Origin of the sequence: Streptomyces sp. NPDC053431 (genome assembly GCF_044544925.1) — a bacterium.
Lineage (GTDB): Bacteria > Actinomycetota > Actinomycetes > Streptomycetales > Streptomycetaceae > Streptomyces.
This window is the reverse complement of record NZ_JBITXX010000021.1, coordinates 67,414-93,639: the sequence shown is the minus strand read 5'-3', so window position 1 is coordinate 93,639 and position 26,226 is coordinate 67,414. Positions and strand designations below refer to the sequence as shown.

The window sequence follows — 26,226 nt, the reverse complement described above, 5'->3', positions numbered from 1 at the left end:
AGAAAACGGGACATCCGCAAATGTGTCGCGGCGGAATCGGCGGTGGAACGAGGGGTCCGCCGGGCGGCCCCACCCCCCACGGGAAGGACGCCCGGCGGACCGGCGTGGTCAGCGCACGTCGTAAGCGCGGACCACGGTCTGGGTGACGGAGTTGCCGTGGGCGTCCGTCAGTTCGGTCTTCAGGGTGACCTGCTTGCCGCCGGCGCCCGCGTGGTTCACGGTCGCGGTCCAGGCGTCGCCCTGGTGGGAGACCCGCGCTTCGGTCCAGGTCGTGCCGCCGTCGTAGGAGTACGAGAGCCTGGCCGCGGTGAGAGCGGCTGCCTTGTAGCCCGCGTGACCGGTGACGCCGAGGCCGATCTGTTGGCCGTCGGTCGCCGCGAGGGTCTTGAGTCCGTCCTCCGGAAGGTCGTACCGGGGGAAGAGAATCGGGATGCCCTGAGAATAGACGTTCTCGTCGAGCGCGGAGGTGAATTTCCACACCGAGTTGACGGAGGTCGAGCGGGCCCACACCTTGCTGCCGATCTTCATGGTGTTCTGCTCGAGGGTGTACGTGCCGGGCTCGGCCGGCACCTCGAAGACCCCGAACGGCCAGGCACTCGCGCCGATCTCCTCACCGTCCCTGCTCAGGCGCAGGTTGCCGATGTCGCCGAAGGAGCCGGGCTCGGCGTGGTGCGTGCCGTCGCCCCACATCGCGTCGGCGAAGCCGATGAGGTTGCCCTGGCGTTCGGCGACGAGCACCGGCGCGCCGGTGGCGTCGCGCGGGGCGGTGGGGGCGAGGACGCCGTCGTACCAGTCCTCGGTGCGGCGCTCGCCGGCGGTGTAGGCGTGCCGGCTGCCGACCATCAGTTCGCCGAACGGGAAGCCGCTGCCGACGAGCGACTGCCAGGCGGTGTCGCCGGCGGTGTAGTAGGCGGTGCGGGTGCCGGGTGCGGGGACGGTCGCCGGCGAGCCGAAGCCGACGACGGTGCCGTCTGGCCGGTAGGCGGCGGGGAACTCGACGAAGTCCGCGGCGATGCCGGAGGAGCCGTACCGGGAGTCCGTGCGGCCCAGGTCGCGGTCCTCGACCCGGTAGGTCCGGTCGTCGTGGATCGCGCGGGTCTCCGGGAAGGCCAGGTTGTAGACGTACGGGCTCTTCGCGGTGGCCTTCCAGGCGAGGGTGACCTCTCCGGCGGCCAGCCTGCCGAGGAGCTGTGTGGCCTCGGCGGCGGGCACCGAGAGGACCGGCAGGCCGATCCCGGTGAAGCCGCCGCTGGGGTACCAGCGGCCCTCGGCCCGGTGGTACGCGAGGACGGCGACGGCGCCGGCCGCCTTGGCGTCACGGGCGAGGGTGGTCGCGCTCGTGCTGTCGTCGGGCAGACGGACCAGGGCGATCCGGCCCTTGACCTGGGCGGCGGCGAGTTCGGCGGGGGTGCCGGCGCCCGCGTCGACGAGCCGGGCGGAGCCGGTGCCGTCGAGGTTGTCGGAGCCGAGGGAGCCGGTGAGCGGGTGCAGGAGCAGCCCGTCACCCGTCCTGAGGGCGCTGATCTGCGGGGCGGCGGCGCGCCAGTAGCTGCCGAACTCGAAGGTGCCGTCCTCGGCGCGGCCTTCGACGGAGGCGTAGTAGCCGCGGATGGTGCGCGGTCCGGCGGCGGTGCCGGCGTGCAGCCAGGTGTCGTCCCAGGCGCGGCTGAACGCGAGGGTGACGCCGCGGACTTCGGTGGGCTGCTGGGTGCGGACCTGGAGGCGGTGGGCCCGGCGGGCGTCGAGGACGACCGTGGTGTCCTTCCTCAGTTCCAGCTGGGGGCGGGCGAGGTAGCTGACGGAGTCGTCGAGCGTGGCGCCCGCGCCGGTGTCGGGGGTGGTGACGAAGGAGGAGAGGAAGTAGCCGCCGGCGCGCAGCCGGTAGACCTGGTCGGCGGAGCCCTCGTTGAAGCGGCGCTCGCCGCGCGCGTCGTCGGTGCCGATGACGTCGAGCGAGGAGGCGCCGTCGGCCGGCTTGCCCTGGCGGTCGATCAGCTTGACGCGCAGGGTGAGGGTTTCGGGCTCGACGTGGAGCGCGAACGGGGTGGAGACGTGGACGCGGCCCTCGCCGGTGGCGACCACGCGGCCGGTGACGTCGCCGTACTGGGCGCGCTCCAGGCGGGCGGTGGGGTCGATCTCGAGCGGGACCTCGACGGTGGCGCCGGGCGGGACGGTCACGGTGCGCCGGCCGAGGCGGGCGACCGGGGACCGGACGGCGGAGCCGTCGTTGCCGGTGACCTTCTCGACGGCGAGGTCGAGGGTGACGGGCGTGTCGCCGGTGTTGGTGTAGGGGACGGCAACGGTGGTGCGGTCGCTGCTGTGCTGCGGCCAGCTGAAGGTGCCGGCCTGGACGGCGGGGGCGCCGAGGACCCGCTGGTCGATCGCGGCCTTGACGTCGAGGCGGCCGCCGCCGACCTCGCGGGTGTCGCCGGGGACGCCGCTGTCGGCGGAGGAGACGAGCGCGGCCTTGATCTGCTGGGCGGTCCAGTCGGGGTGGCGCTGCTTGACGACGGCGGCGGCGCCCGCGACGTGCGGGGTGGCCATCGAGGTGCCGGACATCGCCTGGTAGGCGTAGACGCCCCGGCCGCCGGCCGCGGCGGCGGAGATGCCGACGCCGGGGGCGGCGATCTCCGGCTTGAGGGTGTGCGCGGCGTCGGCCGCGGGGCCGCGGCTGGAGAAGTACGCGGTGGAGTCGTCCCGGTCGGTGGCGCCGACGGTGAGGACGCTCGGCGCGCAGCCGGGCGAGGAGACGGTGTTCGTGGCGGGTCCCGAGTTGCCGGCGGCTATGACGAACAACGTGCCCTTGTTCCGGGCGAGTTGTTCGGCGGCGACGCTCATCGGGTCGGTGCAGTCGGTCTCGGAGGGGTTGCCGAGGCTCATGGAGACGACGTCGGCGCCCTGGGTGACGGCCCACTCCATGCCGGCGATGATCCACGAGGTGGCGCCGGAGCCCGAGTCGTCGAGGACCTTGCCGTTGAGGAGGGCGGCGCCGGGGGCGACACCCTTCTTCCTGCCGCCGCTCGCGGCGCCGCTGCCGCCGACGGTGGAGAGGGTGTGGGTGCCGTGGCCCTGGCGGTCGTCGGCGCTGTCGGAGTCGGTGAAGTTCTCCGCGGCGACGATCCGGCCCTTGAGGTCCGGGTGCTCGGCGTCGGCGCCGGTGTCGAGCACGGCGACCTTGGTGCCGGTGCCGTCGAAGCCGGCGGCCCAGGCCTCGGGGGCGTGGACCTGGACGGTCGAGCGCTCCAGGGTGGCCCGCACCTTGCGGTCGAGCCACAGCTTCTCGAGGCCGCCGGCGGTGGAACGGGCGGCGGGGCCGGTGACGTCGGCCCAGAAGGCGGCGGCCTGCTTCTTGTCGGCCTTGAGGGCGACGGCGTCGACGGTCCTCAGGACCTGGCCGCGGGTGGCGCCGCGCGGGGCGGCCGGCACGGTGCGGGCGGTGGCCAGATCCGTTCCGTAGACGGCGATGAGCGGCAGGGTGGCCGTGCCGGCGTCGTCGTAGCCCTGGCGGATCAGTCCGGTGACGTTGAAGAGCTCCTCGTCGACCCGGCCGGCGGCCAGCGCGGCGGTGGCGCCCTCGGGATAGACGTAGAGATCCTGGCCGGACCGGCGGGTCTGCACGAACGGGACGGTGCCGTCCGCCCGGGGCAGCGCGGCGGCGGCCGCCTCGCCCGAGGCGTCGCGGGTCACCACGACCCGGTCGCCGGTCACGAGGGTGACCGTGGCGGTCCTCCCCCAGCCTTCGGCCGGGGGGACCCCCATCTCGCTTCGCTCGCCGGCGCGGCCGGCTGCCTCGCTGCCCACCAGCGGTCGCTCGGCGGTCGCCGGGTCGTCCTGCGGCGCTGCTGCCGCGGACGCCGCAACCGCGGTCACAGCCAGGACGGCGGCGGTCGCCGCCCCCAGGGCCGTACGCGAAATCGGGCGCATCGCTCTCCCCATCTGATTCCGGGCATGACGCCACAAGGCGCCTATGTCCGGAGGCGGTTGGTGCTGCGGTGGCGCCACATTGGCAGAGGTGAGGGTGGTGCAGGCAGGATGGGCGCGGCGGGAATGCGCCGTGGCCGATTCCCGCCACTGCACCAACGGAACGAACACGTCCGCCGGCCGTCCGGGAATTGTCCCGGCTCGTCCGGGGACGTCCGCGCGAGGGGTGGACTCAGTGATGCTGGGAGCGATAGGTCTCGACGAGCGGCAGGAGTCCGCCTACCGCGCGCTGGTCGCGCTGGGCGCTGCCGAGGTCTCCGACCTGGCCCATCGGCTCGCCCTGCCCGAGGGCGACACCGAACGGGCGCTGCGCCGCCTGGAGTCCCAGGGTCTGGCCGCCCAGTCCTCGGCCCGCACCGGCCGCTGGGTCGCGGCCCCGCCCGGGGTGGCGCTCGGCGCGCTGCTCACCCAGCAGCGGCACGAGCTGGAGCAGGCGGAGCTGGCCGCGGCGCTGCTCGCCCAGGAGTACCGCGCGGAGGCCACCGAACCGGCCGTGCACGACCTGGTCGAGGTGGTGACCGGCGCGAGCGCCGTCACCCACCGCTTCCTGCAGCTGCAGCTGGGCGCGACCGAAGAGGTCTGCGCGCTGGTGACGGGCAAGCCGATCGCCGTGTCCGGTCTGGAGAACACCGCGGAGGCGCTGGCCGTCGAGCGGGGCGTGCGCTACCGGGTGGTGATCGAGCGCGAGGTGCTCGGCCTGCCGTCGGGCCTCGCCGAGCTGTCGGCGGCGCTCGGCCGGCACGAGCGGATCCGGGTGGTGGACCGGGTGCCGACCAAGCTCGTGGTGGCCGACCGCTCGCTGGCGATGGTGCCGCTCACCGGCCGCGGCGCCGAACCGGCCGCGCTCGTGGTGCACGCGAGCGGCCTGCTCGAATCGCTCATGGGCCTCTTCGAGTCGGTCTGGCGCGAGGCCCTGCCGCTCCGGCTCGGCGCGGGCGCGCAGGTGACGGAGGAGGAGACCGCGGGCCCCGACCCGACGGACCTGGAGATCCTGAGCCTGCTGCTCGCGGGCATGACGGACGCGAGCGTGGCCAAGCAGCTGGACCTGGGGCTGCGGACCGTGCAGCGGCGGGTGAAGGGCCTGATGGAGCTGACGGGGGTGACGACCCGGCTGCAGCTGGGCTGGCACGCGTACGAGAAGGGGTGGGTGGCCCGCCGCTGAGGCGCCCGGAGCCGTATGGCAGGGTGAGCGCCCGGTTTTCGTACGAGTTCCACCGACGCCCCTCAGGAGCACCCCCCATGAACGGAAGGCGCCGCCGCGCCCTGCTGGCCACCGTCACCCCGATGCTGGAGCCCGGGGAGCGGGTGGAGGTCACCTCCCTCGTCAACCTGAGCTCGGTCTCGGTGCGCCGGACCGCCGCGTTCGGCATCGCGTCGGCGATCGCGAGCGGCGGGGCGATGGCGGTGGTCCCGGTGCCGACGCCGATGTACCTGGCGATGACGGACCGCCGGATCCACATCTTCCGGGCGGACCCGATGTTCGCCAAGCCGGTCGAGCACACGATGACCATCCAGCGGGCGGGCCTGTTCCGCTCGGAGATCAAGGAACGGTTCCTGAACTCGTCGTTCGTGCTCTCGTCGCCGTACAGCGAGACCTCGCTGAAGATCATCTTCCCGCTGATCGACCGCAAGGCGCGCAATCAGGTGGCCGCCGCCCTGCCCGTCGCGAACTGACCCTCCCGTCCCCCGTCCGTCGCCCTTGACCTGCGGGAACACCGACGGTCCTGCACCCTTGGCAGATGGGTGTGTGGCAGCTCCTGCTGATCGCGATGGTGATGCTGCTCGGCCTGTTCGGGGTGCTCACGCCCGGCGTGCCGGGGACGTGGCTGGTGTGGGCGGCGATGCTCTGGTGGTCGCTGCACGAGCAGACGGGCCTCGCCTGGATCCTCCTCGTCTCCTCCACCGGACTGCTGCTCCTCACCCAGGTGGTCGTCTGGCAGCTGCCGCCCCGCCGCTTCCGCGGGGTCGGCATCACCCGGCGCATGGTGGCGTACGCGGGGGTCGGCGCCCTCCTGGGCTTCTTCCTGATCCCGGTGCTCGGCGCGATCCCCGGTTTCGTCGGCGGGATCTACCTCTCGGAACGCCTGCGCCTGGGCGGCCACGGGCAGGCGAGGGCGGCCACCCGCACGGTGATGCGGGCGGCGGGGACGAGCGTCCTGGTGGAGCTCTTCGCGTGCCTGCTGATCGCGGGGGCGTGGGCGGGGGCGGTGATCTGGGGCTGAGTGCGGGGGGGCCGGGTTGCGGGCGGGGGCGGGGGCGGTGACCCGGGGGCGGCGACCCGGGGCCGAGCGCGGTGGGCCACGTCGCGAGCGAGGGCAGGGACCGTGAGCTCGGGCTGAGCGTGGTGGTCCGGGCGGCGGGCGAGGGCGGCGGCGAGCCGGGCGGATCTTCCGGGACACGCCTCAGGCGGCGCGCAGGTAGCGGGCCGCGTACGAGCGCCAGGGGCGCCACTCCGGGTGGTCCGGGAGGCCCTGCGGGGCGACGTCCGGATCGCCGAGGGCGCGCGTGCGGATGACGGCGGCGGCCTCGGCGGTGACGCCGGGGACGGCGGCGAGGGCCGCCGCGGAGGCGTCCCGGTCGGCGCCCGGGTCCAGCCGGATGCTCCCGTCGGTGAGCGCCGTGGCCAGCGGGCCCGCGACCGGATGGCCGGTGAGCGCGCCGGGCTCGGGGAAGACATGGCTGAGCGTGCCGCAGGGGGTCTCCAGCGGCGTCCCGTACCGCTCGACGAGCCGCGCGGCCTCCTCCGGCCCGACGACCGTCCGTACGGCGAACTCCTCCGGCTCCGCCGTGCCCGGGGACCGTACGCCGGGCCGCCCGGCGACCTCGGCGGCGAGGGCCGGGTCGGCGCCGAGGCGTTCGGCGACGGCGTACGGGTCGGCGTCCAGGTCGAGCAGCCGCCGCAGGCGCTGGACGGCGGTGGTCAGGTCGCGCAGCTCGGTGAGGTGGATCCGGGCCTCCAGCCAGCGGCCCGGAGAACGCTCGTCCACGGAGACGATCCCGGTGCCGTACGGCAGCCGGAGCGTGCGCCGGTACGTGCGGGAGCCGGGCGCGCCGACGACCTCCTCGACCCCCGGCACCGCCTCGGCGGCCAGCAGGTCGAAGACCTCCCCGGCCGCGTACGGCCCCCGGTGCGCGAGCCGCAGCGGGACCCCGGCGGCCAGCGCGGTGCGCGGACCCGCGCCGGTGCCGGACTCGGCGCGCAGCTCGGTGGGGGTGCGGGCGTAGACCGCCCTCATGGTGTCGTTGAACTGCCGGACGCTGGCGAAACCGGACGCGAAGGCGATCTCGGTGACGGGCAGCCCGGTGGTCTGCAGCAGCAGCCGTGCGGTGTGCGCCCGCTGGGCACGGGCGAGCGCGACGGGACCGGCGCCCAGCTCGGCGGTGAGCTGCCGCTGCACCTGCCGGGCGCTGTACCCGAGCCGTACGGCGAGCCCGGGCACGCCCTCACGGTCCACCACCCCGTCGCCGATCATCCGCATGGCCCGGGCGACGACGTCCGCCCGCACGTTCCACTCCGCCGACCCGGGGACGGCGTCGGGCCGGCAGCGGCGGCAGGCCCGGAAACCGTGCCCCTGCGCGGCGGCGGCGGTCGGGAAGAAGCTGACGTTGCGCCGCTTGGGCGTGACGGCGGGGCAGCTGGGCCGGCAGTAGATGCCGGTGGTGGCCACCGCGAAGAAGAACACCCCGTCGAACCGCGCGTCCCTGCTGCTGACCGCCTCGTAGCGGGTGTCCTCGTCCGCGGGCGCGCCCGTCACCGTGTCCGCCGTCGCCGTGTCCGTCATGCCCTCCAGTGTGCGGGAGGCGAGGGGGCTCGGCTGGCGGATTTCGGACACGGAGGCGGCGGCGTCGCGGGCCGGGTCCGGACGGCCCCTCCGGGCCGTTCCGGACGCGCGCCGACGGCCCCCGGCAGTCTGCCGGGGGCGGCCGGTCCCGCTCCGGGCTGCTGGCTCCTGGCTCGTAGCTCGTAGCTCGTAGCTCCTGGCTCCTAGCTCCTAGCTCCTAGCTCCTGGCTCCTGGCTCCTAGCGGAGACGACCGCGCTTGAGGTCCAGCGCCGCGCGGCCCTCCGCGCCCTTGCGCTTCCAGTCCTTGAGCATCTCGGCGCGGAGGCGGGCGTCGGTCTTGGCGACCAGGCGCTGGTTCTCGCGGAGGAGCTTGTGGTAGCTGTCGAGGCGCCGCTCGGGGAGGGAGCCGTCGGCGATGGCGGCCGTGACGGCACAGCCCGGCTCCGACGCGTGGCCGCAGTCGTGGAAGCGGCACTGCGCCGCCAGGTCCTCGATCTCGGCGAAGACCTGACCGACCCCGGCCTCGGCGTCCCACAGGCCGACGCCCCGCAGGCCCGGCGTGTCGATGAGCACGCCGCCGCCGGGCAGGACGAGCAGGTTGCGGGTGGTCGTGGTGTGCCGGCCCTTGCCGTCCACGTCACGCGCCGCCCGGACGTCCATGACGTCGTCGCCGAGCAGGGTGTTGGCGAGGGTCGACTTTCCGGCGCCGGAGACGCCGAGCAGCACGCTCGTGCCGCCCGCCGCGACCGCGCGGAGCACGTCGAGGCCCTCGCCGGTCTGGGAGCTCACGGGAAGCACCTGGACGCCGGGGGCGACCGTCTCGACGTCCTCGACCAGGTACGACAGCCCGACGGGGTCGGGCACCAGGTCGGCCTTGCTGAGGACGACGAGCGGCTGCGCTCCGGATTCCCAGGCGAGCGCGAGGAAGCGCTCGATCCGCCCGAGGTCGAGCTCGACGGCCAGCGAGACCGTGATGATCGCGTGGTCGACGTTGGCGGCGAGGATCTGCCCCTCGGACCGCTTGGACGACGTGGACCGGGCGAACGCGGTCCGGCGCGGCAGGCAGGCCCGTACGTAACGGGGATCGCCGGCGCCGTCGGGGTCGACGGCGGCCCAGTCGCCGGTGCAGACGACCCGCAGCGGGTCGTGCGGGGTGACGAAGGCGGTGTCGGCGCGCACGAAACCCTCAGGGGTCACGAGGTCGCACTGCCCCCGGTCGACCCGGACGACGCGTCCGGGCAGCAGGCCCTGGGCGGCGTACGGGGCGAACTCGGCCTCCCAGGCCTCGTCCCAGCCGTACGCGCGCAGGGAGGTGCGAGCGGCGGAAGACGGCGAGGAGGACGAGAAAGAGGAAGCGGAAGAGAAAGAGGAAAGCGAGGAAGACAAGGGGAGCCCTTCACAGGGTGGCCCCGGCGCTGCGCACGGGCAGCTGGTGGAAGAGGTCAGCCGGTGGCCACGGAGGTGGAGTGGACGATCATCTGGATGCGGGCACGGCCCGTCGTGACGACAGCCATCGGTCACACCTCCTGGTCTCAACGGTCTTCCGGACCACGGCCCTTCGGACCGCGATCTGCGTGGTGCCTTCACCGTAGCGCGGCCCAGGCGAAGAGCGCCAAGCATTTATTTCCCGCCGCCCTTCAGCTGTGGATCAGGCGGTGCGTCAGCTCCATCAGGCGGGCGCGGGCCTCGGTGTCGTACGCCTGCTCGTGGGCCCTGCTGTCGGTGAACCGGTCGAAGTAGCGCCCGGTCGTGCCGGCGAGTTCGGGGTCGAGGAGCAGGCGCACCGTCGGCCGGACGCCCTCCTCCGTGCCGACGGCGGGGGTGAACCCGTACGCGCGGACGGCGGGCGTGTCCATCAGGTGGGCCGGGTGCAGGGTGTTCACCGTCACGCCGGTGCCGCGCAGTTCGGCGGCGAGTTCGAAGGTCGCGATGATCAGGGCCACCTTGCTGCGACAGTACGCGCGCAGGCCCTCGTAGTCGCGCTCCAGCATGACGTCGTCGAAGTCGACGGCCTCCTGGCCGATCGAGGCGACGTTGACGACACGGGCCGGAGACGAGGCCTTGAGCAGCGGCAGCAGGCCGCGGGTCAGGGCGTAGGGCGCCAAGTGATTCACGGCGAAGCGGAGTTCGTGCCCCTGCGCGCTCAGCTCGCGCTCCAGCGGCCGTGCGCCGCCGCCGGCCACGGCGTTGTTGACGAGCCCGTCGAGATGCGGCTCCGTCGCGCGGACCCGTTCCGCGAGGGCGTGCACCTGGTCGAGGTCGGCCAGGTCGGCGAGATACGTGCGGACGGCGGTGCCCGGAGCCGCGGCCGCCCGCGCCTCGGCCGCCACGGCGTCCAGCCGGGCGCGGTCCCGGCCGTGCAGCAGGAGGGTGCCGCCGCGCGCGGCCAGGTCGAGGGCGAGGGCGCGGCCCATGCCGGAGGTGGCGCCGGTGACGAGAGTGGTGCGCTGATTCATGGCGGAGACGCTGCCAGGGTGCGGCGCGGAGTGGGGAGTGGGTGGCGCACCTGGTGTCACCACCACCAGGCTGGACGTATCCGTGGCCGTGTCCGTGTCCGTGTCCGTGCCCATGTCCGTGTCCGAGTCCGTGTCCGTGCCCGGTGCCCATGCCCGGTGCCCGTGCCCGTATCCGTGGCCATGTCCGATCCGTTCAAGACGCGTCGGGCGCAGCCCTCCTAACGTGCCGGGCATGAACGAGAACCGACCCCACCCCCGCCTCGACGTCATCGGCCTGGTCACCGCCGACATGGGCGCCTCCCTCGCCTTCTACCGCCTGCTCGGCCTGGACGTCCCGCCGGCGCCGAGTCCGCCCCGCACGTGGAGGTGACGCTGCCCGGCGGCCTGCGGGTCCTGTGGGACACGGAGGAGGTCGTCCGGTCCTTCGACCCGGGCTGGACCCGCCCGGCCGCCGGCGGCGACCGGGTCGCCCTCGCGTTCCGCTGCGCGGACCCGGGCGAGGTCGACGCGGTCTACGAGGCCCTCACGGCCGCCGGCCACCGCGGCCACCTCAAGCCCTGGGACGCCGTCTGGGGCCAGCGCTACGCGGTCGTGCTCGACCCGGACGGCACGGCGGTGTCGCTGTACGCGGACGCGGAGGGCGCGGAGGGCGCGGAGGGCGCGGAGGGCGCGGAGAGCGCGGCGGACGCGGAGAGCGCGGTGGGCGACTAGGGCCGGTCCGGGTTTACGGCTCCTCGGACGCCTGCGTGGTGTAGGTCGTCAAGGTCGTCCCCGTCAGGGCGCGCATCTCGCGGGACAGGTGGGCCTGGTCCGCGTAGCCCGCGCGGTGGGCCGCCTCCGCGTAAGGCACCCCGGCCGCGACCAGGTCGAGCGCGCGCCGCAGCCGCAGAATCCGGGCCAGCGTCTTCGGGCCGTAGCCGAACGCGGCGAGCGAACGCCGGTGCAGTTGCCGGGCGCCGAGTCCGATCGCGTCCGCCGCGGCCGCCACGCTCGCGCCCGAGCGAAGGCGGGCGACGACGGCCCGTAGCAGTGGGTCGGGGGCGGGGGCGTCGGCCGCGCGGCGCAGTACCAGTGTCTCCAGGGCGGTCGCGGGGTCGGTCGCGCCGGTCACGGTGTCGGCGAGGCGGCGGGCCGTGCGGGCGCCCCACAGGTCGGCGAGGTCGATCCGCCGGTCGCGCAGGGCGCTCGCCTCGACGCCGAGCAGGGTGGGCGCGTCGCCCGGTGCGAAGCGCACGCCCGTGTAGCTGTCGGCGGGGGTCCGGGGGACGTACGCGCGGGTGTCGGGGCCGGCGACCAGCAGCCGGCCGTCGGCCCAGATCAGGTCCATGCAGCCGTCGGGCAGCACCGGGCGGAAGCCCTGACCGGTCGGCCTGTTGGTCCAGACGACCGCTCCGTCGAGCCGGGAGGGGCGTTCCTCGTACACCCCACCAGGGTAGGCCGATCCGCTGACACGCGCGGGACGGTGAGGCCAGAATGGTGCACGAGCCAACTGCCAGGGCCACGGGGGTCGTTGTGAGCACATTCATGGAGTTCGACACGGAGAGCGGAGCCGTCCTGGTGGAGGCCGACGGCCTCCAGCCGGGCCAGCGGCCGGTGTCCCGTGGCGGGAACTCCCTGGTCCGCGCGGGCCAGACCCTCGACGAGGCCCTGGCCGGCATCCGCACGGCGGCCGAGTCGGCGCTCGCGGTGTTCCGCGGGGGTGCGCTCCGGCCGGACGGCGTGGAGCTGGAGTTCGGGGTGAAGCTGACGGCCGAGGCGGGAGCCGTGATCGCCAAGACGGCGGTCGAGGGACATCTGGTGGTGCGCCTCTCGTGGACCCCGGACGGCCGGGGCACGGAGGCGACGGTCTCGGTGCCGGACCGTGTCACGGAGCCGGCAGGCCGGGCCGGGGGTGGGCCGGGGGCCGGCCCGCAGGCTGCTTCCGAACCCCCTGGGCCGTCCCGTCCCGGCTCCGGGCCGGAGGCGGGTGACGAGGCGTCGCCCGAGGCCCCGTGATGCCGCCCTCCCCCGCCTGGCACGTACGTGTGGACCACGCGGGCACGGTCCTGGGCTCCGGCTTCCTCGTGGCCCCGGACACCCTTCTGACCTGCGCCCATGTCGTGCAGGACGTCGACGAGGTCTCCGTCTGGTTCCCCGGCGCCCAGGGCCTCGGCGAGATCCCGGCCCGGGTCGCCGAGCGCGGCCCGTGGGGCGGTTCGCCCACCGACACCGGTGACGTCGCCGTGCTCACGCTCGACCGGGCGGTGGCGGTGCCGCCGATCGTCTTCGCCGGGCCCGAGGGCGTGGGAGACGTGGGCGAGCCGCCCCGCCTGGTGGCGTACGGCTTCCCCGAGGGATACGGGCGGGAGGGCGCCCAGACCGAGCTCCGGATCACCGCGGCCGGGCAGTTGATCCACGACGAGTGGAACCAGGCCGAGTACTGGACGGGGTACGGGCAGGAGCCCTCGCACGGCTTCAGCGGCGCCGCCGCGATGCGCGCCGGCGACGGCACGGTCGTCGGAATGGTCGCTTCGTACGACCCCACCGTGCGCAACGCCCGGATCATTCCCGCCCGGGTGCTCGCCCGGCACGTCCCGGCCCTCGCCGACCTGGTGCCCACGCCCGGCTGCACGACCGAGGAGAAGCGCCGGTTACGGGAGCTCGTGGCCCGGGCCGAACGGGGCGGGCCGCTGTCCGTCCCCGTCGAGCGGCTGCTGCAGGCGGCGGCCGGCCCTCTGGGCCCCGCCCTTCCGCCGGTCGCGCCCGGTGGCCTGTGGCAGGGCGTGTGGTACCTGCTCACCGAGGCGGCCCCGCTGCGCGGCCGGCTGCCGCTCGCCGAGCTCGCCCTGCGGGTGGCGGACACGGTGGACGACGAGGAGTTGCGCCGCGCCTTCCGGACCTGGTCGCGCGAGCACCGCGCCCGTCGGGAGGCGGCCCTGGGCGAGGCGCCGCCCCGCCACGGTGGCCCCCGCGCCTGTCCCGCCCCGCCCCCGGACCACGCAGGCACCGCGCACGCGTCCGGGCCCCGTGCGCAGGGCGCCCTGCCGTGGGCCCCGATCCTCGTCGAGGTGCGGCGCAGCGGGGTCGACAGCAACACGGTGATCGCCGAGGTGTCCGTCTACCAGGGCGGGGACCGGCTCCTGGTGAGCGAGCGGCGGCTCGGCACGGCCGGTTTGCGCGGATGGGTGCTGGACCGGGTCGACGAGGCGTACGACGAGATCGTGGACGGCCGCCCGCTGGTCGCCTTCGCGCTGCCCCGCTCCTGGCTGAACAAGGACGTCGACCAGTGGACCCGCCGGCGCGGCAAGGAGCCGCCGCTCGGCTGCAGTTCGCCGGTGGTGGTGCTCGACCACGACCGGCGGTCGAAGGGCCGGCAGCAGTTCCAGCTCCGGCGGCTGTGGGAGGAGATGGACGGGCAGGACGGCTCGCCCCTGCACCGGGTCGCCTGCTCCAGCACCCACCGGGCGGCGCAGCTCTCGGTGCTGCTGCAGGACGTACGGGGGCCGGTGGGTTTCTCCCGGCCGCCGACGGCGTCCCGGGAGCGCAGCCTGTACGGCGCGGCCCTGGACGCGCCGGCGCCGATCGTGCTGTGGCCGCGCAACGGCTGCCCGCCCGGCGGGCCGTGCACCGGAAGCTGCGCGGGCGCCGGGTTCCTCGACCGCGTCGCGGAGCGCATCTCCCGGCTCCCTCCGTCCGAACTGCCGGAGGTGGTCTTCCGGTTGCGCAAGGAGGCGTTCCTGCACGAGGGACCGGAACCGCACTGGGCGGCGAACCTGTCCCTCGTGTGGGAGGACCCACGGCGCTTCCCCGATGTCCGGCCGCTGCGCCACTCCCCGGTCGGATGACGAGCCCGGCGGAACGCCCCACCGGACCGCCCCACCGGACGGGCTTACCGGAGGGGCCCACCGGAAACCCGGAGGGGGCCACCGGACAAGCCCCTTGGGGAGCCCGCCGCACGAGCCCGCCGCACGAGCCCACCCCACCAGTACGCCGCGCGAGCCCACCGGAAGCACCGTCCGGACGCGCCCGCCCGACGCAGCCCCTGAACGCAGCCCCTGAACGCACGCTCTCGACGCACCCCTTGAACACACCTCGTATCGCAGCTTGGAGCAGCGCCCATGTCCCTCTGGCCCGTCTACACCGGTTCCAGCGCGCCGCACGACGGCATCGACGCGCTGCCCGCGCCGCCGCCGTGGCGCGCCTTCGACGGCGGGCCCGCGCTGCCGCCGGCCCGGACCGAGGACGGCGAGGACGGTACGCCCGGCCGGGCGCACCGGGCCCGGACGTACCAGCCGACGCCGGAGACCGTGCAGTTGGTGAACGCGGCCCTGTACCTGCGCCGTCCGCTGCTCGTGACCGGCCCGCCGGGGAGCGGCAAGTCCAGCCTGCCGTACGCGGTGGCGCGGGAGTTGCGGCTCGGCCGGGTGCTGCGCTGGAACATCACCAGCCGTACCGCGCTCACCGACGGCCTGTACCGCTACGACCCGCTGTCACGGCTGTACGCGGCCGGGCGGGCCGGCGGCGGCGAACCCGCCGCGGGCGAGGCGGGCGCCGGTGAGCCGGCCCGCGGGGAGGCGGCGATCGAGGACCATCTGCGTCTCGGCCCGCTGGGCACCGCGCTGCTGCCGTACGAGCGTCCGCGGGTGCTGCTCGTCGACGAGATCGACAAGTCCGACCTGGATCTGCCCAACGACCTGCTGCACGTCCTGGAGGAGGGGCAGTACGAGATCCCGGAGCTGGTGCGGGCGGCGCGCTCGCACCCGGTGGCCGGGGTGATGGTGGCGGACTCCGAGGAGCGGGTGCCGGTGCGGCACGGCGAGGTCCGCTGCCGGGCCTTCCCGTTCGTGGTGCTGACCAGCAACGGCGAGCGGGAGTTCCCGCCCGCGTTCCTGCGCCGCTGTGTGCGCCTCGAGTTGCGCCAGCCGGTGCGCGAGCAGTTGGAGGACATCGTCCGGGCGCATCTCGGGGAGCTCGACGAGCGGGACCACGCGCTCGTCGACGCGTTCCTGCACCGGGGCAGCGCCGGCGAGCTCGCCACCGACCAGCTGCTCAACGCGATCTACCTGACACGGACCTCGGGCCTGGACGCCGGCTCGCGCACGGAGCTGGCCGAGGCGCTGATGCCGTATCTCGGGCGGGCGACGGAGTCGTGGGACGTCGATGGCGGCTGAGCGGCCGGCCGGGGAGGCCCTGAACGCCCTGGCCCGGGTTCTGGGACGGGCCGGGCAGGAGCCGCCGACCGGCCGGGAGCTGGCCGAACTCCTGTGGCTGGCCCGGCAGCTGGGCCCGGCTCCCGAGCGGGGTCCGGCGCGGGCGCCGCAGGGGGACCGGACGCCCCTGCCGGTGACCCGGCCGCCGGCGCCGGTTCCCGCGGCCCCGCGGCCCGAACCCGCCGCCGTACCCGAACCGCGCGTTACCGAAGCGGCCGGGCCCGCGCCGGCCCCGGCCCCCCGCGTCCCGCTGCACACACCCGCCGCCGAGCCCGCGCCCGAACCCGCCGCCGGCTCCCCGCACACCGCGCTGCTCGCGCCCGCCCCGCCGATGCTGGCCCGGCCGCTCGCCCTCCAGCGCTCGCTGCGGCCGCTGCGGCGCACGGTGCCGAGCGCGACGGGCCGGGAGCTGGACGAGGCCGCCACCGCCGACCGGATCGCCGCGCTCGGCGACCCGCGCCCGCGGCTGTGGCCGCCGGTGCTGCGGCCCCGGCAGGAGCGCTGGTTGCATCTGCGGATCGTGTTCGACTCCGGCCCGACGATGACGATGTGGCGGCCGCTGGTGCGCGAGCTGCACACCGTCCTCGCGCAGACCGGCGCCTTCCGGACCCTGGACGTGCTCCGGCTCGGCGAGGACGGGCTGCTGCCCCGGCGCCATCGCGAACGGGGCCGTACCGCCGTCCTCGTGATCAGCGACGGCATGGGACCGCAGTGGCGCGCGGAACCGGCCGGGCTGCGCTGGCGCGGCGCGCTGGCCGCCCTGGCCCGTGAGGCGCCGGTGGCCGTGCTGCAGCCGCTGCCGGAGCGGCTGTGGCGGCACACCGCCCTGCCCACGGTGCCGGGCCGGTTCGCCGCCCCCGCCGCCGGGGTCCCCAACGCGGCCCTGGACTTCACCCCCTACGACGACTTCGCCCGGTACGAGGACGGCGCCGGCGCGGCCGGTCTGCCCGTGCCCGTGCTCGAACCCACCGACGTCTGGCTCGGCCACTGGGCCGCCCTGATCGCCTCCCCCGCCGGTACGGAGGTGCCGGGCGCGGCGGCGTTCGTGACGCCCGGCGGCCCCACGGCCCCGGACGACGCCCTGGTGCCCGAGGACACCGATCCCGAGGAACTGGTCCTGCGCTTCCGCGCGCTCGCCTCGCCCCAGGCGTTCCGGCTCGCCGCGCACCTGGCGGTCGGCTCGGCCCAGCTGCCCGTGATGCGGCTCGTCCAGGCGGCGATCGAGGAGCGGCCCGAGCCGCAGCACCTCGCCGAGGTGGTCCTCAGCGGCATGCTGCGCGCGCATCCGGGCGCGGCCCCCGGCGCGTACGAGTTCCGTCCCGGGGTGCGCGAGGTCCTGCTCGGCACGCTCCCGCGTTCCTCCCTCGTCCGCACGGCGGAGCTGCTGGCCCGGGTGAGCGCCGAGATCGACGCCCGCGCGGGCGCCCTGCCGGGCGAGTTCCGCGCCCTGGTGGAGAGCCTCGCCGGGCGGGGCGCGGAACGGGCGGCCGGGCAGCCGTTCGCGCTGGTGAGCGAGGAGAGCGTACGGCTGCTGCGCGGACCCGAGCGCGGCCGGGCCCCGGCACCGCGGGGCGCCCCGCCGGACGGCGCCGCGGGGGGCGGGCTCGCGCCACCGCCGCTCGACGGCGACCGGTACGAGGTCTACGAGCGGCTGGGGGGCACCACGGTGCCCGTGTGGCGCGGGTACGACCGCTACCTGCAGCGGCAGGTGGCGCTGTCGTACTTCCCCTACCCGGCGTTCGGCGAGCCCGTGTGGGTCGGCCGGCCCGGGCGCGACCGGCGGTCCGCCGGGGCGGACTTCCTGGCCCGCACGTACGAGGTGGCGCGGATCGTCGCCCCGCACGTGGTGAAGGTGTTCGACGCGGTCGTGCTCGACCAGGGCTGCTGCCTGGTCACCGAACTGGTGCCCGGGCGCTCGCTGCGGCAGCGGCTCGACGAGGTCGGGGGCCCGCTGCCCGTCACGGAGGCCGTGACCATCGCCCAGGGCGTCCTGAGCGGGCTGTGGGCGCTGCACCACCGCGGGACGCGCGTCCCGCACGGCGACCTGACCCCGTCGAAGGTGCTCGGCGTCGACGACGGACTGCCCCGGCTCTGCGGCTACGGACTCGCCCGGCCGTATCCCCCGCCCCACGACGACCCCGACCGCACCGGCCGGTTCCCGCTCGCTCCGGTGCCGGGCCGGCCGGCCACGTCCGGCACAGCGCGCTACCTGGCGCCGGAGCGGCAGGACGGGGAGCTCCTGGTGGAGGGCGATCTGTACTCCCTGGGCTGCATCCTCCACGAGATGCTGACGGGGGCGCCGCCGGTCACCGGACGCGACCTGCGGACCGTGCTGCGCCGGCATGCCGAGGGCGTCACCCCCGACTCCCTGTCCCTCGACCCCGAGCTGCCGGCCGAGCTGCGCCAGGCCGTCGCCGCGCTGCTCTCCCGGTCCCCGCGCGAGCGCCAGCGGGGCGCGGTCCAGCTGGCCAATCTGCGGTTGGCAGGCAGGCTCAGGAGAACGACCTCCGACTACCGGCTGCTCGGCCGCCCCCAGGCGTACCTCGGCGGACGCAACGTCTCGACGGACGCCTACCAGAACAACGCCTTCCTGTGCCGGCTGCTCGCCGCGCGGGGGGCACCGGTGTCCGCGGCGGAGATGGCGGAGGCGCTGGCGGAGAAGCCGAGGATCCGCCCGCAGCAGTACGCGCTCCACCTGCAGGCGCTCGGCATCCCGGTCAGGACGCTCGACGACGGGTACCTGCTCGACGTCCCGGACGCCTTCCTCGACGTGGGGCGCGCAGAGAACCTGGCCGCGCAGGCGGAGCGGGCGCAGGCCCGCGGGGACACCGGGACGGCCCGGTCCAAGCTGCGCCAGGCGCTGCACCTCTGGTACGGGGAGCCGCTGGAGGGCGTCGTCGGCGCCTGGGCGGAGGGCGAACGCGGCCGGCTGCTGGCGCTGCGCGACACGCTGGCCGGGCGGCTGGCCACCCTGGAGGCGCCGGGTGCCATGTCGCCCGGCTGGCTGGTGATCGACCCGGCGCACTGGGCGGCGGAGGCCCGGGAGGTCAGGGAGATCGTGTCCGCGCTGGCGCGGGAGGCGTGCGGGGGCGCTTCCCTGTCGGCCCGGACGACCCGCCCGGTACAGGCCCCGATCCCGCCGGGGACCGACCCCCTCGCTCTCGTGGAGTGGGCGGTGGACACCTTTCCGTACGAGCTGGCCGCCATGCTCCCGGCGGGTGTCCGGCAGCCGGTGCGGCTGTCCGTGGTCGTGCACGACGAGACCGAGGCCGCGGCGAGCGCGCTGGCGGGCGCGGGGCGCGAGGCGGGGGCGACGGGTGAGGGGGGCGCCGTGGTGGTGACGGTGCTGATCTCGCACGGGCTGCGCGCACGGCTGACGCGGTCCCGGCGCAAGGACTTCGGCACGATCACGGCGACGGCGGGCGGCTGGCGGCACACCGTGGTGGCCCGGCCGCCGGAGCCGCGCTCCGGCCGAAGGCCTGGGCGCGGCTGGTAGCGGCGCCCGTCCGGGACGGGAGGCCCCTTGAGCCTCAGTCCTTCTCCCGCCCCGCGTGCAGCCGCGACTTCACGTCGTCCGGCGGCAGGAACCTCGACCAGCGCTCCGGGAACTCCGACGGCATGTCGGGGTCGTCCTCGTCCACGTCGTCCTCCTCCGCGCGCAGCCGGGCGACCAGGTCGGCGGCCTGGGCGGCGCGGGCGCGTTCGGTGGCCTCGCGCGCCGCGGCGGTGGCGACGGAGGGCCAGACCCGGTCGATGGCCGCGTTCACCGCGGCGCCGACGAGGACGGCGAAGGCGGAGATGCCGATCCAGAGCAGGACGGCGATGGGCGCGGCGAGGGAGCCGTAGATGGTGGGGCCCTCGACCTGGCTGGTCAGGTAGATGCGGAGCAGGAAGCTGCCCAGGACCCACATCGCGAGGGCGACGAGGGCGCCGGGGATGTCCTCGATCCACGGGGAGCGGACGGGGACGGAGACGTGGTACAGGGTCGTCAGGAACGCGATGGAGAGCAGGATGACCGTCGGCCAGTACAGGACCGAGACGACTTCCGTGCCCCAGGGCACCAGCTCGACGATCCGGTCGGGGCCGACGACGGCGAGCGGCAGCACGACGGCGCCGATGAGCAGGGCGACGATGTAGAGCAGGAAGGCGAGGAGCCGGGTCTTGACGATGCCGCGGTGCCCGTCGAGGCCGTACATGACGGTGATCGTGTCGATGAAGACGTTGACGGCGCGGGAGCCGGACCACAGGGCGATGGCGAAGCCGAGGGAGATGAGGTCGGGGCGTTTGCCCTGGGTGACGTCCTCCAGGAGAGGACGGGCGATCTCCCGGACGCCGCGGTCGGAGAGGACGGTCCCGGCGGCGTGGAGGATGTTCTCCTCGATGCTGGCCACCGTGTCGGTGTTGGTCCACTCGTCGGCGTAGCCGAGGAGGGCGATCAGGCCGAGCAGCAGCGGCGGCAGCGACAGCAGGGTGAAGAACGCGGCCTCGGCGGCGAGGCCGAGGATGCGGTACTCGATGCACGAGTTGACCGTGTCCTTGAGGAGCAGCCAGACCATCTTCCGCTTGGAGACGTTGCGGTAGAGGACGCGCGCGCGGTGGAGCCTGCTCCAGGGCCGCCGCTCGGGCCGTTCGGGTGTTTCGTTTCCTGCCTGCACCTCCTTACCGTATCGGCATGGCACCCGGCACCCACACCGTGACCAATCAGGCACCGCCCCTGGTGGGGTACGACCTGTTCTCGACCGACGCGGCCCTGACGGAGGCCGTGGAGCGACACCTGCCGCCGGACGTGTACGAGGAGGCGCGGGGGGAGCTGACGACCCTCGGGGTCTCGTCGGGCTCGGCGCAGGCGCAGGAGTGGGGGCGGCTCGCCAACGAGTGCCCGCCCCGGCTGCGGACGCACGACCGGTACGGCAACCGGATCGACGAGGTGGAGTTCCCGCCGGCCTGGCACCGGCTGCTCGGGCGGGCGGTCGGCGCGGGGCTGTCGGGCGGGGCGTGGGACCGTCCGGGTGGTCATGTGCGGCGGGCGGCGGGGTTCCTGCTGGTGTCGCAGGCGGAGGCGGGGCACGGCTGTCCGCTGTCGATGAGCCACGCGGCGGTGCCGGCGCTCCGGGCGGAGCCGGAGCTGGCGGCCGCGTGGGAGCCGCTGCTCGCCTCGCGCGTGTACGAGCAGGAGCTGCGGCCTCCGCTGGAGAAGACGGGCGTGCTGCTCGGCATGGGCATGACGGAGAAGCAGGGCGGCAGCGACGTACGGGCGAACACGACCCGGGCCGAGCCGCTGGCGGCCGACGGGGAGTACGTCCTGACCGGGCACAAGTGGTTCTGCTCGGCGCCGATGTCGGACGGCTTCCTGGTCCTGGCCCAGGCGCCCGGCGGGCTCACCTGTTTCCTCGTACCGCGGGTGCTGCCGGACGGGACGCGCAACGCGTTCGCGATCCAGCGGCTCAAGGACAAGCTGGGCAACCGCTCGAACGCGTCCGCCGAGGTGGAGTTCGACGGGTCGACGTGGGCGCGCCGGGTCGGCGAGGAGGGGCGCGGGGTCCCCACGATCATCGGGATGGTGGCGGCGACCCGGCTGGACTGCGTGCTGGGCTCGGCGGCGCTGATGCGGCAGGCGGTGGCGCAGGCCGTGCACCACGCCTCGTTCCGCGCCGCGTTCGGCGGACCGCTCGTCGACAAGCCGCTGATGCGCAACGTGCTGGCCGATCTGGCGCTGGAGTCGGAGGCGGCGACGGTGCTCGGGCTGCGGCTGGCGGCGGCGTACGACGCCGGCACGGACGAGGAGCGGGCGCTGCTGCGGCTCGCGGTGCCGACGGCGAAGTACTGGGTGACGAAGCGCTGCACGCCGGTGGTGGCGGAGGCCCTGGAGTGCCTGGGCGGGAACGGGTACGTGGAGGAGTCGGGGCTGCCCCGGCTGCTGCGCGAGTCGCCGCTGAACTCGATCTGGGAGGGCGCGGGGAACGTGCAGGCGCTCGACGTGCTGCGGGCGCTGCGCCGGGAGCCGGAGGCGCTGAACGCCTTCCTGGTGGAGGTGGGACGGGCCCGGGGCGCGGACCACCGCCTGGACCGGGCGATCCGCGACATGCTGGCCGAACTCGCCGACCTGGAGGGCATCGAGGCGCGGGCGCGGCGGCTGGTGGAGCGGATGGCGCGGGTGCTGCAGGGCGCGCTGCTGGTGCGGTGGGCACCGCCGGAGGTCGCGGACGCGTTCTGCGCGTCGCGGCTGGGCGGCGACTGGGGCGCGGCGTTCGGGACGCTGCCGCACACGCTGGACCTGGCGGCGGTGGTGGAGCGGGCGCGACCGGTCGGGTAGGGGGTCGGTCGGTTGGGGGGCGGTCGCGCGGAGTCCGCCGCGTGCGGGGGCCAGGGCTCAGGGGATCCGGAGCTCAGGGGATCCGGAGCTCAGGGAATCAGGGGTCCGAACGCCGTTTCGGGAGGACCGCCGTGCGGGTGAGGCCCGGGACGGGCGGGGACGTGTGGCCGCGTGCGCCGGGGGTGGGCCCGAGGAGGTCGGGACGCGCGAAAAAGCCGAGGGTGGTGCTGCGCCGACACGGCACCACCCTCCGCTTCGAGTACACCCTCGTGGACGGGGGCGGGGGTTGCCAGAGTTGCAAAGGGTTGCAGGATTACCCGAAGCACCCCGCGCGTGACGCTGCGGAGCGGCACGATGGGCGCCAGGACTCGCACAGTGCAGAACCGATACAGCACCGATACAGCACCACATGGGCTGGGAGGGGCCGATGAACAACACTCAGCTCGACCTGAACCGGCTGGCCGCCATGGACTCCGTCAAGGCGAGCCGCCTGCTGCACAAGGTCCGTGAGGAGACGCTGGCCGGCCGGACCCCGCCGGTGGCGCCCCGGCCGGTGATCGACGCGTCCTGGCAGCGGATGGCCCGGATCGGTTTCGACCCGGACCGGAGCACGAGCAGTGTGCTGCTGCGCCGTGACGAACTGGAGGAGCGGCGCCGTTCGACCGTGCTGGGCGAGGTGATGCGGACGCTCAGCGCCGGCCTGGCCGGGATCGCCGACGCCTCGCTGCAGATGATGGTGGTGACGGACGAACAGGGCCGGGTGCTCTGGCGCGAGGGCAACCTGGCGGTGATGCGCCAGGCCCACGGCATCTGTCTGGAGGAGGGCGCGGCCTGGAGCGAGAGCGACACCGGGACGAACGCGGTGGGCACGGCGCTCGCCATGGGCAAGGCCGTGCAGGTCCACTCGGCCGAGCACTACGTCCACACGCTGCACAACTGGACCTGTGCCGCGGCCCCCGTCCACGACCCCCGCGACCAGCGCCTGTTGGGCATCGTGGACGTGAGCGGCCCGGCCTCCAGCTTCCACCCGGCGACCCTGGCGCTGGTCGCCTCGGTGGCGCAGCTGGCGGAGGCGGAGATGCGGCAGCGCCATCTGCGGTCGATCGAGCGGCTGCGCTCGGTGGCCGCGCCGATCCTGTGCCGGGTGGGCGGGCGCGCCGTGGCCGTGGACACGCACGGCTGGACGGCGGCGGTGACCGGTCTCGCGCCGGTGGACCGGCTGGCGCTGCCCAAGTCCTTCCGGGCGGGGCGGGTCTGGCTGCCCTCGCTCGGCATGTGCGCGGTCGAGCCGCTGCCGGGCGGCTGGCTGCTCCGTGTCGAGGACGACGGCCACCCGGCCGACACCGCGGCGGGCGCGGCGAGCCGCGTGGTGCTCGACCTGAGCCGCCCGCGCCGCTGGACGGTCGCGGTCTCGGGCGCGGCCGGCAGCTGGACCCAGGAGCTCAGCCCCCGCCACGCCGAACTCCTCTACCTCCTCGCCCTGCACCCGCAGGGGCGTACGGCGGCGGAGCTGGCGCAGGACGTCTTCGGCGACCGCACCCGTACGGTCACGGTCCGCGCGGAGATGTCCCGGATCCGCCGCAACCTGGGCGGCGTCCTCGCCCACCGCCCGTACCGCTTCAGCGAGGAGGTGGCGGTGGAGCTCCGCCGCCCCGCCCACCCTTCGGACCTCCTCCCCCAGTCGACGGCCCCGGCGATCCGCACGGCCCGCACGGGGATGACGGCCTAGGCAGGCCCGGTCCGGCCCGGTCCCTCGCCGGTCCGGCGAGGCACCGGCGATCCGGCGAGGCACCGGCGGTCGGGCGGCGGCCTCGCGGGCGGCGGCGCGGCGAGCACCGCGCCCCGCGCCCATCCGCACCGCGCCCGCGCCCATCCGCGCCGTGGACCGGTCCGGCGGTCACGCTCGCTCCCGCGTCAGGAGGCGAGCCGGCGGAAGAGGGCGCCGATCTCGGCCTGGGTCGCGACGAGGGGCAGGGTGTCGAAGAAGAGCTCCCACGCACCGTCCGGGCCGAAGCGCTCCACGATGCCGAAGGGGACCGCCGTGGGATCGACTTCCGGGGTGGCCGGGTCGTCGGGCAGGACGGCGGTGCCGTGCCACTCCACGTACGTGGTCGTCGTGCCGACGGCGACCTGGCCGGCCTTGAGGCGGAGGTCGGCGGTGGCGAACAGGCGCTCCAGGTAGGCGCGCTTGCCGGCCGCGGTGACGAGCGGGGCGTCGAGGCCGGGGCCGCTGAGCCGGGCGCCGGCGAAACGCCGCAGGAGGGCGTCCGTGTCCTCGGCGTTCCAGGCGGCGAGGCGGGCCGGGATCTCGCCGACGCGGAAGCGGGCGGCGGCCCTGCCCTCGTCCGCCTCGCCGCTGTCCGCGATGCCGGCGAAGAGGGCCGGGGGCGCGCTCTCGGGGAGGGTGTCCCGGAAGAGGACGGCGCGGTCGTAGTAGCGGCGGGCCTGGAGGGTGCGGCCCTCGTCGCCGAGGACGTTCCGGGCGATCTGCGGGTAGGCGATCCTGTGGCCCTTGAGCGTGACCTCGTTCCACTGCCCGAACATGACCGTGCTGCCGTCGGCGACCACGTCCGTGCCCCGGTAGACCAGGCTCGGCGCGAGGGCGAGCGAGCGGGTGATGGAGGTGCCGATGGGTCCGTGGCCGCGCTGCGCCGGGGCGCCGGCCTCCCAGAGGGTGGCCTCGGGGTCGAAGATGTCGAGGTAGGCCCGCACCCGGGGGTGACCGAGGTCACCGTCGGCGGGCGGGGTCCCGGTGGGCATCTCGCCGAAGGCGATCTGGCGCGTCATGAAGGCGCAGGCGTTGGGCGTGATCCGCCCTTCGAGCCGGTCGACCTTCGCCCGGGCCGCCGGGCAGTCCCCCTGCGCCGCCGCGACCGCCCCGCCGGGCCGCGCCTCCGCCGTGGTGCCGGTGACCGTCGCCCCCGCGACGACCGCCGCCGCCACCGCGATCCCGACCGCCGCACGCCGACCCGTAACCATGTCGTTCCCCTTGTATCCCGTGGTGTCTCCGTCGCCGGGAGGCCGCTGCCGTCCCGGTGTGATCACCTTGCCGGTGGGGGGCGGCGGGGGTCGATTACCGCTGAGGTAATGCGGGGCTCTCGGGGGCCTGGCCCAACGGCCCAGCGATGCCAGGCCCGTGGCCACGCTCCGTACGCTGGGGTCCGCCTAGATCCGCTGAGTGTCGCCGAGTGTGGCTCCCCGTTTGGCTCCCCAGGTGCCTCCGGGACACAAGGCTCGGCGATGGCTCCTCGCCGCTGCTCCCATCGAGCTTCTTGCCCGCACGACCGCCGGAGGCAGAGCGGCCGCCTCCAACTGCCACTACGAAATCCGACACGCTGCGCCTCCAAGCTTCATGACCGAACGCGCTTCGCCAGGGGAACAGGCCTGACAGAATCTATCGGTCGCCGCTTGCTGGTGCGCGAACCCCACGGGGGGCAAGGGGGGTGCCTTTCCTCATTCGAGTCATGTGTGACTTCTACGGGATGTTCACCACTCCCTGCGATATTCCGAAAGATCGAGCTCAGGAGAAACGACACCGCGCATGCCACAGCCTGCAAATGCCCCCGATAGCCAAAACACTACGGATGCGCTGATTAGCCACCGGCGTGAAATTAGCGATCTAAAGCAGCGCATAAAAAACCGCAGACTGCAGGTTACTGGACTCTACGGCACCCCTATCGCCTTCGTTGCATTACTCCTCCTATGCGCAGGCCTCAAGGTCTTTATCTGGCTGCACACAAGCATGCCGGACGCACTTACCGGGATTTTCGTTGGGATCGGATTCTTCTTGGCGGTCGCCACGATCGCTCAATTCGCTGTTGAGTTCAGCAAGGACTCACCCTGGAGGGACCCCAAGACCCCAGTGCGGGACCTCCGGCTAGACCTCGACCTGGCCGAAGAGCACAGAGTTCTTGAGTCCAGACGAATGACCCCTCCCACACTGGAGCGACAGTTCTCCTATAAGGAACGCCTGCCCGCAGAGATCGCTAGGCTACGCAAGGAATCTCGGCACTACCGTCGCGTACATCTATTTATGCAGTGGCTTCTATTCATCACCTCGGCGGCAATTAGCGCCGTGACCGCATGGTATGACCCACCTCAGCCCGCAAAGGGAGCCCTCATCGCCCTGGGCTTCATCGTTACCGTGGTAACGGCTGCGGCCGGCTACTTCAAGCCCCGGGAGCGCGCCTTTAATCTCCAACAGACCGCTGACAACATGGAACAGCATGCCACGGCCCTCGAACTCGGCATCGCACCCTATTCCGATGTCGATGACGAAACAAATCTCCAGTCGTTCGCTACGACCGTAGAGAAGCTGCGCGCCGAGCAGCGCATGCGGGAGCAGCAGCTCGACCAACCCCAGCAGGGCCAGCAGCAGGTCATTTAGTGAGCACAGCTGCGGCTGGGACCCACACGACGACATGACGACCGGAACCGGCCCCTCAGAGCCCGTCCCGCCAGCCCAATCTGACGTGGCCACGTGCGACCCTGGCAGCAATCGAAG

The 26,226-nt window shown here is 74.4% G+C and carries 17 protein-coding genes and 1 pseudogene; 11 read left to right on the top strand and 7 right to left on the bottom strand.

Annotation, left to right across the window (positions count from 1 at the left end; all coding sequences use genetic code 11):
* Positions 1-108 precede the first annotated feature (108 nt).
* Positions 109-3,924 (bottom strand): S8 family peptidase, encoded by a 3,816-nt coding sequence (locus ACIGXE_RS33065; protein WP_399753313.1) that lies wholly within the window; start codon positions 3,922-3,924, stop codon positions 109-111.
* 235 nt (positions 3,925-4,159) lie between these two features.
* Between ACIGXE_RS33065 and ACIGXE_RS33060 the strand changes: the two genes are divergently transcribed.
* The 3 genes from ACIGXE_RS33060 (at position 4,160) to ACIGXE_RS33050 (ending at position 6,203) form a co-directional block, all read left to right on the top strand.
* Entirely contained in the window at positions 4,160-5,143 is a 984-nt protein-coding gene (locus ACIGXE_RS33060) for a helix-turn-helix domain-containing protein (RefSeq protein ID WP_399753312.1), read from the top strand.
* Positions 5,144-5,220: 77 nt separating this feature from the next.
* Positions 5,221-5,655, top strand: a complete 435-nt coding sequence (locus tag ACIGXE_RS33055; protein ID WP_399753310.1) for a hypothetical protein — start codon at positions 5,221-5,223, stop codon at positions 5,653-5,655.
* 65 nt (positions 5,656-5,720) lie between these two features.
* Entirely contained in the window at positions 5,721-6,203 is a 483-nt protein-coding gene (locus ACIGXE_RS33050; protein ID WP_399753308.1) for a DUF456 domain-containing protein, read from the top strand.
* Positions 6,204-6,383: 180 nt separating this feature from the next.
* Here ACIGXE_RS33050 and ACIGXE_RS33045 read toward each other — a convergent pair whose 3' ends face one another.
* From ACIGXE_RS33045 to ACIGXE_RS33035, 3 genes are all read right to left on the bottom strand, one after another.
* Entirely contained in the window at positions 6,384-7,763 is a 1,380-nt protein-coding gene (locus tag ACIGXE_RS33045) for an AlkA N-terminal domain-containing protein (protein WP_399753306.1), read from the bottom strand.
* Positions 7,764-8,001: 238 nt separating this feature from the next.
* On the bottom strand, positions 8,002-9,150 hold the full coding sequence (gene rsgA / locus ACIGXE_RS33040; RefSeq protein WP_399753303.1) for a ribosome small subunit-dependent GTPase A: 1,149 nt from the start codon (positions 9,148-9,150) through the stop codon (positions 8,002-8,004).
* A gap of 251 nt (positions 9,151-9,401) precedes the next feature.
* Positions 9,402-10,220 (bottom strand): SDR family NAD(P)-dependent oxidoreductase, encoded by an 819-nt coding sequence (locus ACIGXE_RS33035; protein WP_399753301.1) that lies wholly within the window; start codon positions 10,218-10,220, stop codon positions 9,402-9,404.
* A 232-nt stretch (positions 10,221-10,452) separates the two neighbouring features.
* Here ACIGXE_RS33035 and ACIGXE_RS33030 point away from each other — a divergent pair.
* Positions 10,453-10,931: pseudogene (locus ACIGXE_RS33030) on the top strand (VOC family protein).
* A 13-nt stretch (positions 10,932-10,944) separates the two neighbouring features.
* Here ACIGXE_RS33030 and ACIGXE_RS33025 read toward each other — a convergent pair.
* Complete coding sequence (locus ACIGXE_RS33025; protein WP_399753299.1) at positions 10,945-11,643, bottom strand: helix-turn-helix domain-containing protein; 699 nt, start codon at positions 11,641-11,643, stop codon at positions 10,945-10,947.
* Positions 11,644-11,732: 89 nt separating this feature from the next.
* Between ACIGXE_RS33025 and ACIGXE_RS33020 the strand changes: the two genes are divergently transcribed.
* From ACIGXE_RS33020 to ACIGXE_RS33005, 4 genes are all read left to right on the top strand, one after another.
* The gene (locus ACIGXE_RS33020; protein WP_399753297.1) at positions 11,733-12,215 is read left to right on the top strand and encodes a CU044_2847 family protein; all 483 of its coding nucleotides are present in this window, start codon (positions 11,733-11,735) and stop codon (positions 12,213-12,215) included.
* The gene (locus tag ACIGXE_RS33015; protein WP_399753295.1) at positions 12,215-14,044 is read left to right on the top strand and encodes a trypsin-like peptidase domain-containing protein; all 1,830 of its coding nucleotides are present in this window, start codon (positions 12,215-12,217) and stop codon (positions 14,042-14,044) included. The genes ACIGXE_RS33020 and ACIGXE_RS33015 overlap by 1 nt, the downstream gene beginning before the upstream one ends.
* Positions 14,045-14,317: 273 nt before the next feature.
* Positions 14,318-15,370, top strand: a complete 1,053-nt coding sequence (locus ACIGXE_RS33010; RefSeq protein ID WP_399753294.1) for an AAA family ATPase — start codon at positions 14,318-14,320, stop codon at positions 15,368-15,370.
* Complete coding sequence (locus ACIGXE_RS33005) at positions 15,360-18,905, top strand: SAV_2336 N-terminal domain-related protein (RefSeq protein ID WP_399753292.1); 3,546 nt, start codon at positions 15,360-15,362, stop codon at positions 18,903-18,905. Before ACIGXE_RS33010 ends, ACIGXE_RS33005 begins: the two co-directional genes overlap by 11 nt.
* A gap of 34 nt (positions 18,906-18,939) precedes the next feature.
* Here the strand turns inward: ACIGXE_RS33005 and ACIGXE_RS33000 are convergent, their stop codons facing one another.
* Entirely contained in the window at positions 18,940-20,064 is a 1,125-nt protein-coding gene (locus ACIGXE_RS33000) for a YihY/virulence factor BrkB family protein (protein ID WP_399753290.1), read from the bottom strand.
* Positions 20,065-20,081: 17 nt separating this feature from the next.
* Here ACIGXE_RS33000 and ACIGXE_RS32995 point away from each other — a divergent pair, with 17 nt between their 5' ends.
* On the top strand, positions 20,082-21,722 hold the full coding sequence (locus tag ACIGXE_RS32995; RefSeq protein WP_399753289.1) for an acyl-CoA dehydrogenase family protein: 1,641 nt from the start codon (positions 20,082-20,084) through the stop codon (positions 21,720-21,722).
* Between the two features lie 427 nt (positions 21,723-22,149).
* Positions 22,150-23,451, top strand: coding sequence for a GAF domain-containing protein (locus ACIGXE_RS32990; protein WP_399753287.1), 1,302 nt, complete (start codon positions 22,150-22,152; stop codon positions 23,449-23,451).
* Positions 23,452-23,636: 185 nt separating this feature from the next.
* On the opposite strand, the gene ACIGXE_RS32985 is transcribed toward ACIGXE_RS32990, so the two are convergent.
* Complete coding sequence (locus ACIGXE_RS32985) at positions 23,637-24,701, bottom strand: hypothetical protein (RefSeq protein ID WP_399753285.1); 1,065 nt, start codon at positions 24,699-24,701, stop codon at positions 23,637-23,639.
* A gap of 562 nt (positions 24,702-25,263) precedes the next feature.
* On the opposite strand from ACIGXE_RS32985, the gene ACIGXE_RS32980 reads away from it, so the two are divergent.
* Positions 25,264-26,109, top strand: coding sequence for a DUF4231 domain-containing protein (locus tag ACIGXE_RS32980; protein WP_399753283.1), 846 nt, complete (start codon positions 25,264-25,266; stop codon positions 26,107-26,109).
* The last annotated feature ends 117 nt before the right edge of the window (positions 26,110-26,226 follow it).

Bases quoted from the DNA above. Each gene is read 5' to 3' on its own strand.
- ACIGXE_RS33065 (WP_399753313.1), bottom strand. From the start codon at position 3,924: ATGCGCCCGATTTCGCGTACGGCCCTGGGGGCGGCGACCGCCGCCGTC.
- ACIGXE_RS33060 (WP_399753312.1), top strand. From the start codon at position 4,160: ATGCTGGGAGCGATAGGTCTCGACGAGCGGCAGGAGTCCGCCTACCGC.
- ACIGXE_RS33055 (WP_399753310.1), top strand. From the start codon at position 5,221: ATGAACGGAAGGCGCCGCCGCGCCCTGCTGGCCACCGTCACCCCGATG.
- ACIGXE_RS33050 (WP_399753308.1), top strand. From the start codon at position 5,721: ATGGGTGTGTGGCAGCTCCTGCTGATCGCGATGGTGATGCTGCTCGGC.
- ACIGXE_RS33045 (WP_399753306.1), bottom strand. From the start codon at position 7,763: ATGACGGACACGGCGACGGCGGACACGGTGACGGGCGCGCCCGCGGAC.
- ACIGXE_RS33035 (WP_399753301.1), bottom strand. From the start codon at position 10,220: ATGAATCAGCGCACCACTCTCGTCACCGGCGCCACCTCCGGCATGGGC.
- ACIGXE_RS33015 (WP_399753295.1), top strand. From the start codon at position 12,215: ATGCCGCCCTCCCCCGCCTGGCACGTACGTGTGGACCACGCGGGCACG.
- ACIGXE_RS33010 (WP_399753294.1), top strand. From the start codon at position 14,318: ATGTCCCTCTGGCCCGTCTACACCGGTTCCAGCGCGCCGCACGACGGC.
- ACIGXE_RS33005 (WP_399753292.1), top strand. From the start codon at position 15,360: ATGGCGGCTGAGCGGCCGGCCGGGGAGGCCCTGAACGCCCTGGCCCGG.
- ACIGXE_RS32995 (WP_399753289.1), top strand. From the start codon at position 20,082: ATGGCACCCGGCACCCACACCGTGACCAATCAGGCACCGCCCCTGGTG.
- ACIGXE_RS32990 (WP_399753287.1), top strand. From the start codon at position 22,150: ATGAACAACACTCAGCTCGACCTGAACCGGCTGGCCGCCATGGACTCC.
- ACIGXE_RS32985 (WP_399753285.1), bottom strand. From the start codon at position 24,701: ATGGTTACGGGTCGGCGTGCGGCGGTCGGGATCGCGGTGGCGGCGGCG.
- ACIGXE_RS32980 (WP_399753283.1), top strand. From the start codon at position 25,264: ATGCCACAGCCTGCAAATGCCCCCGATAGCCAAAACACTACGGATGCG.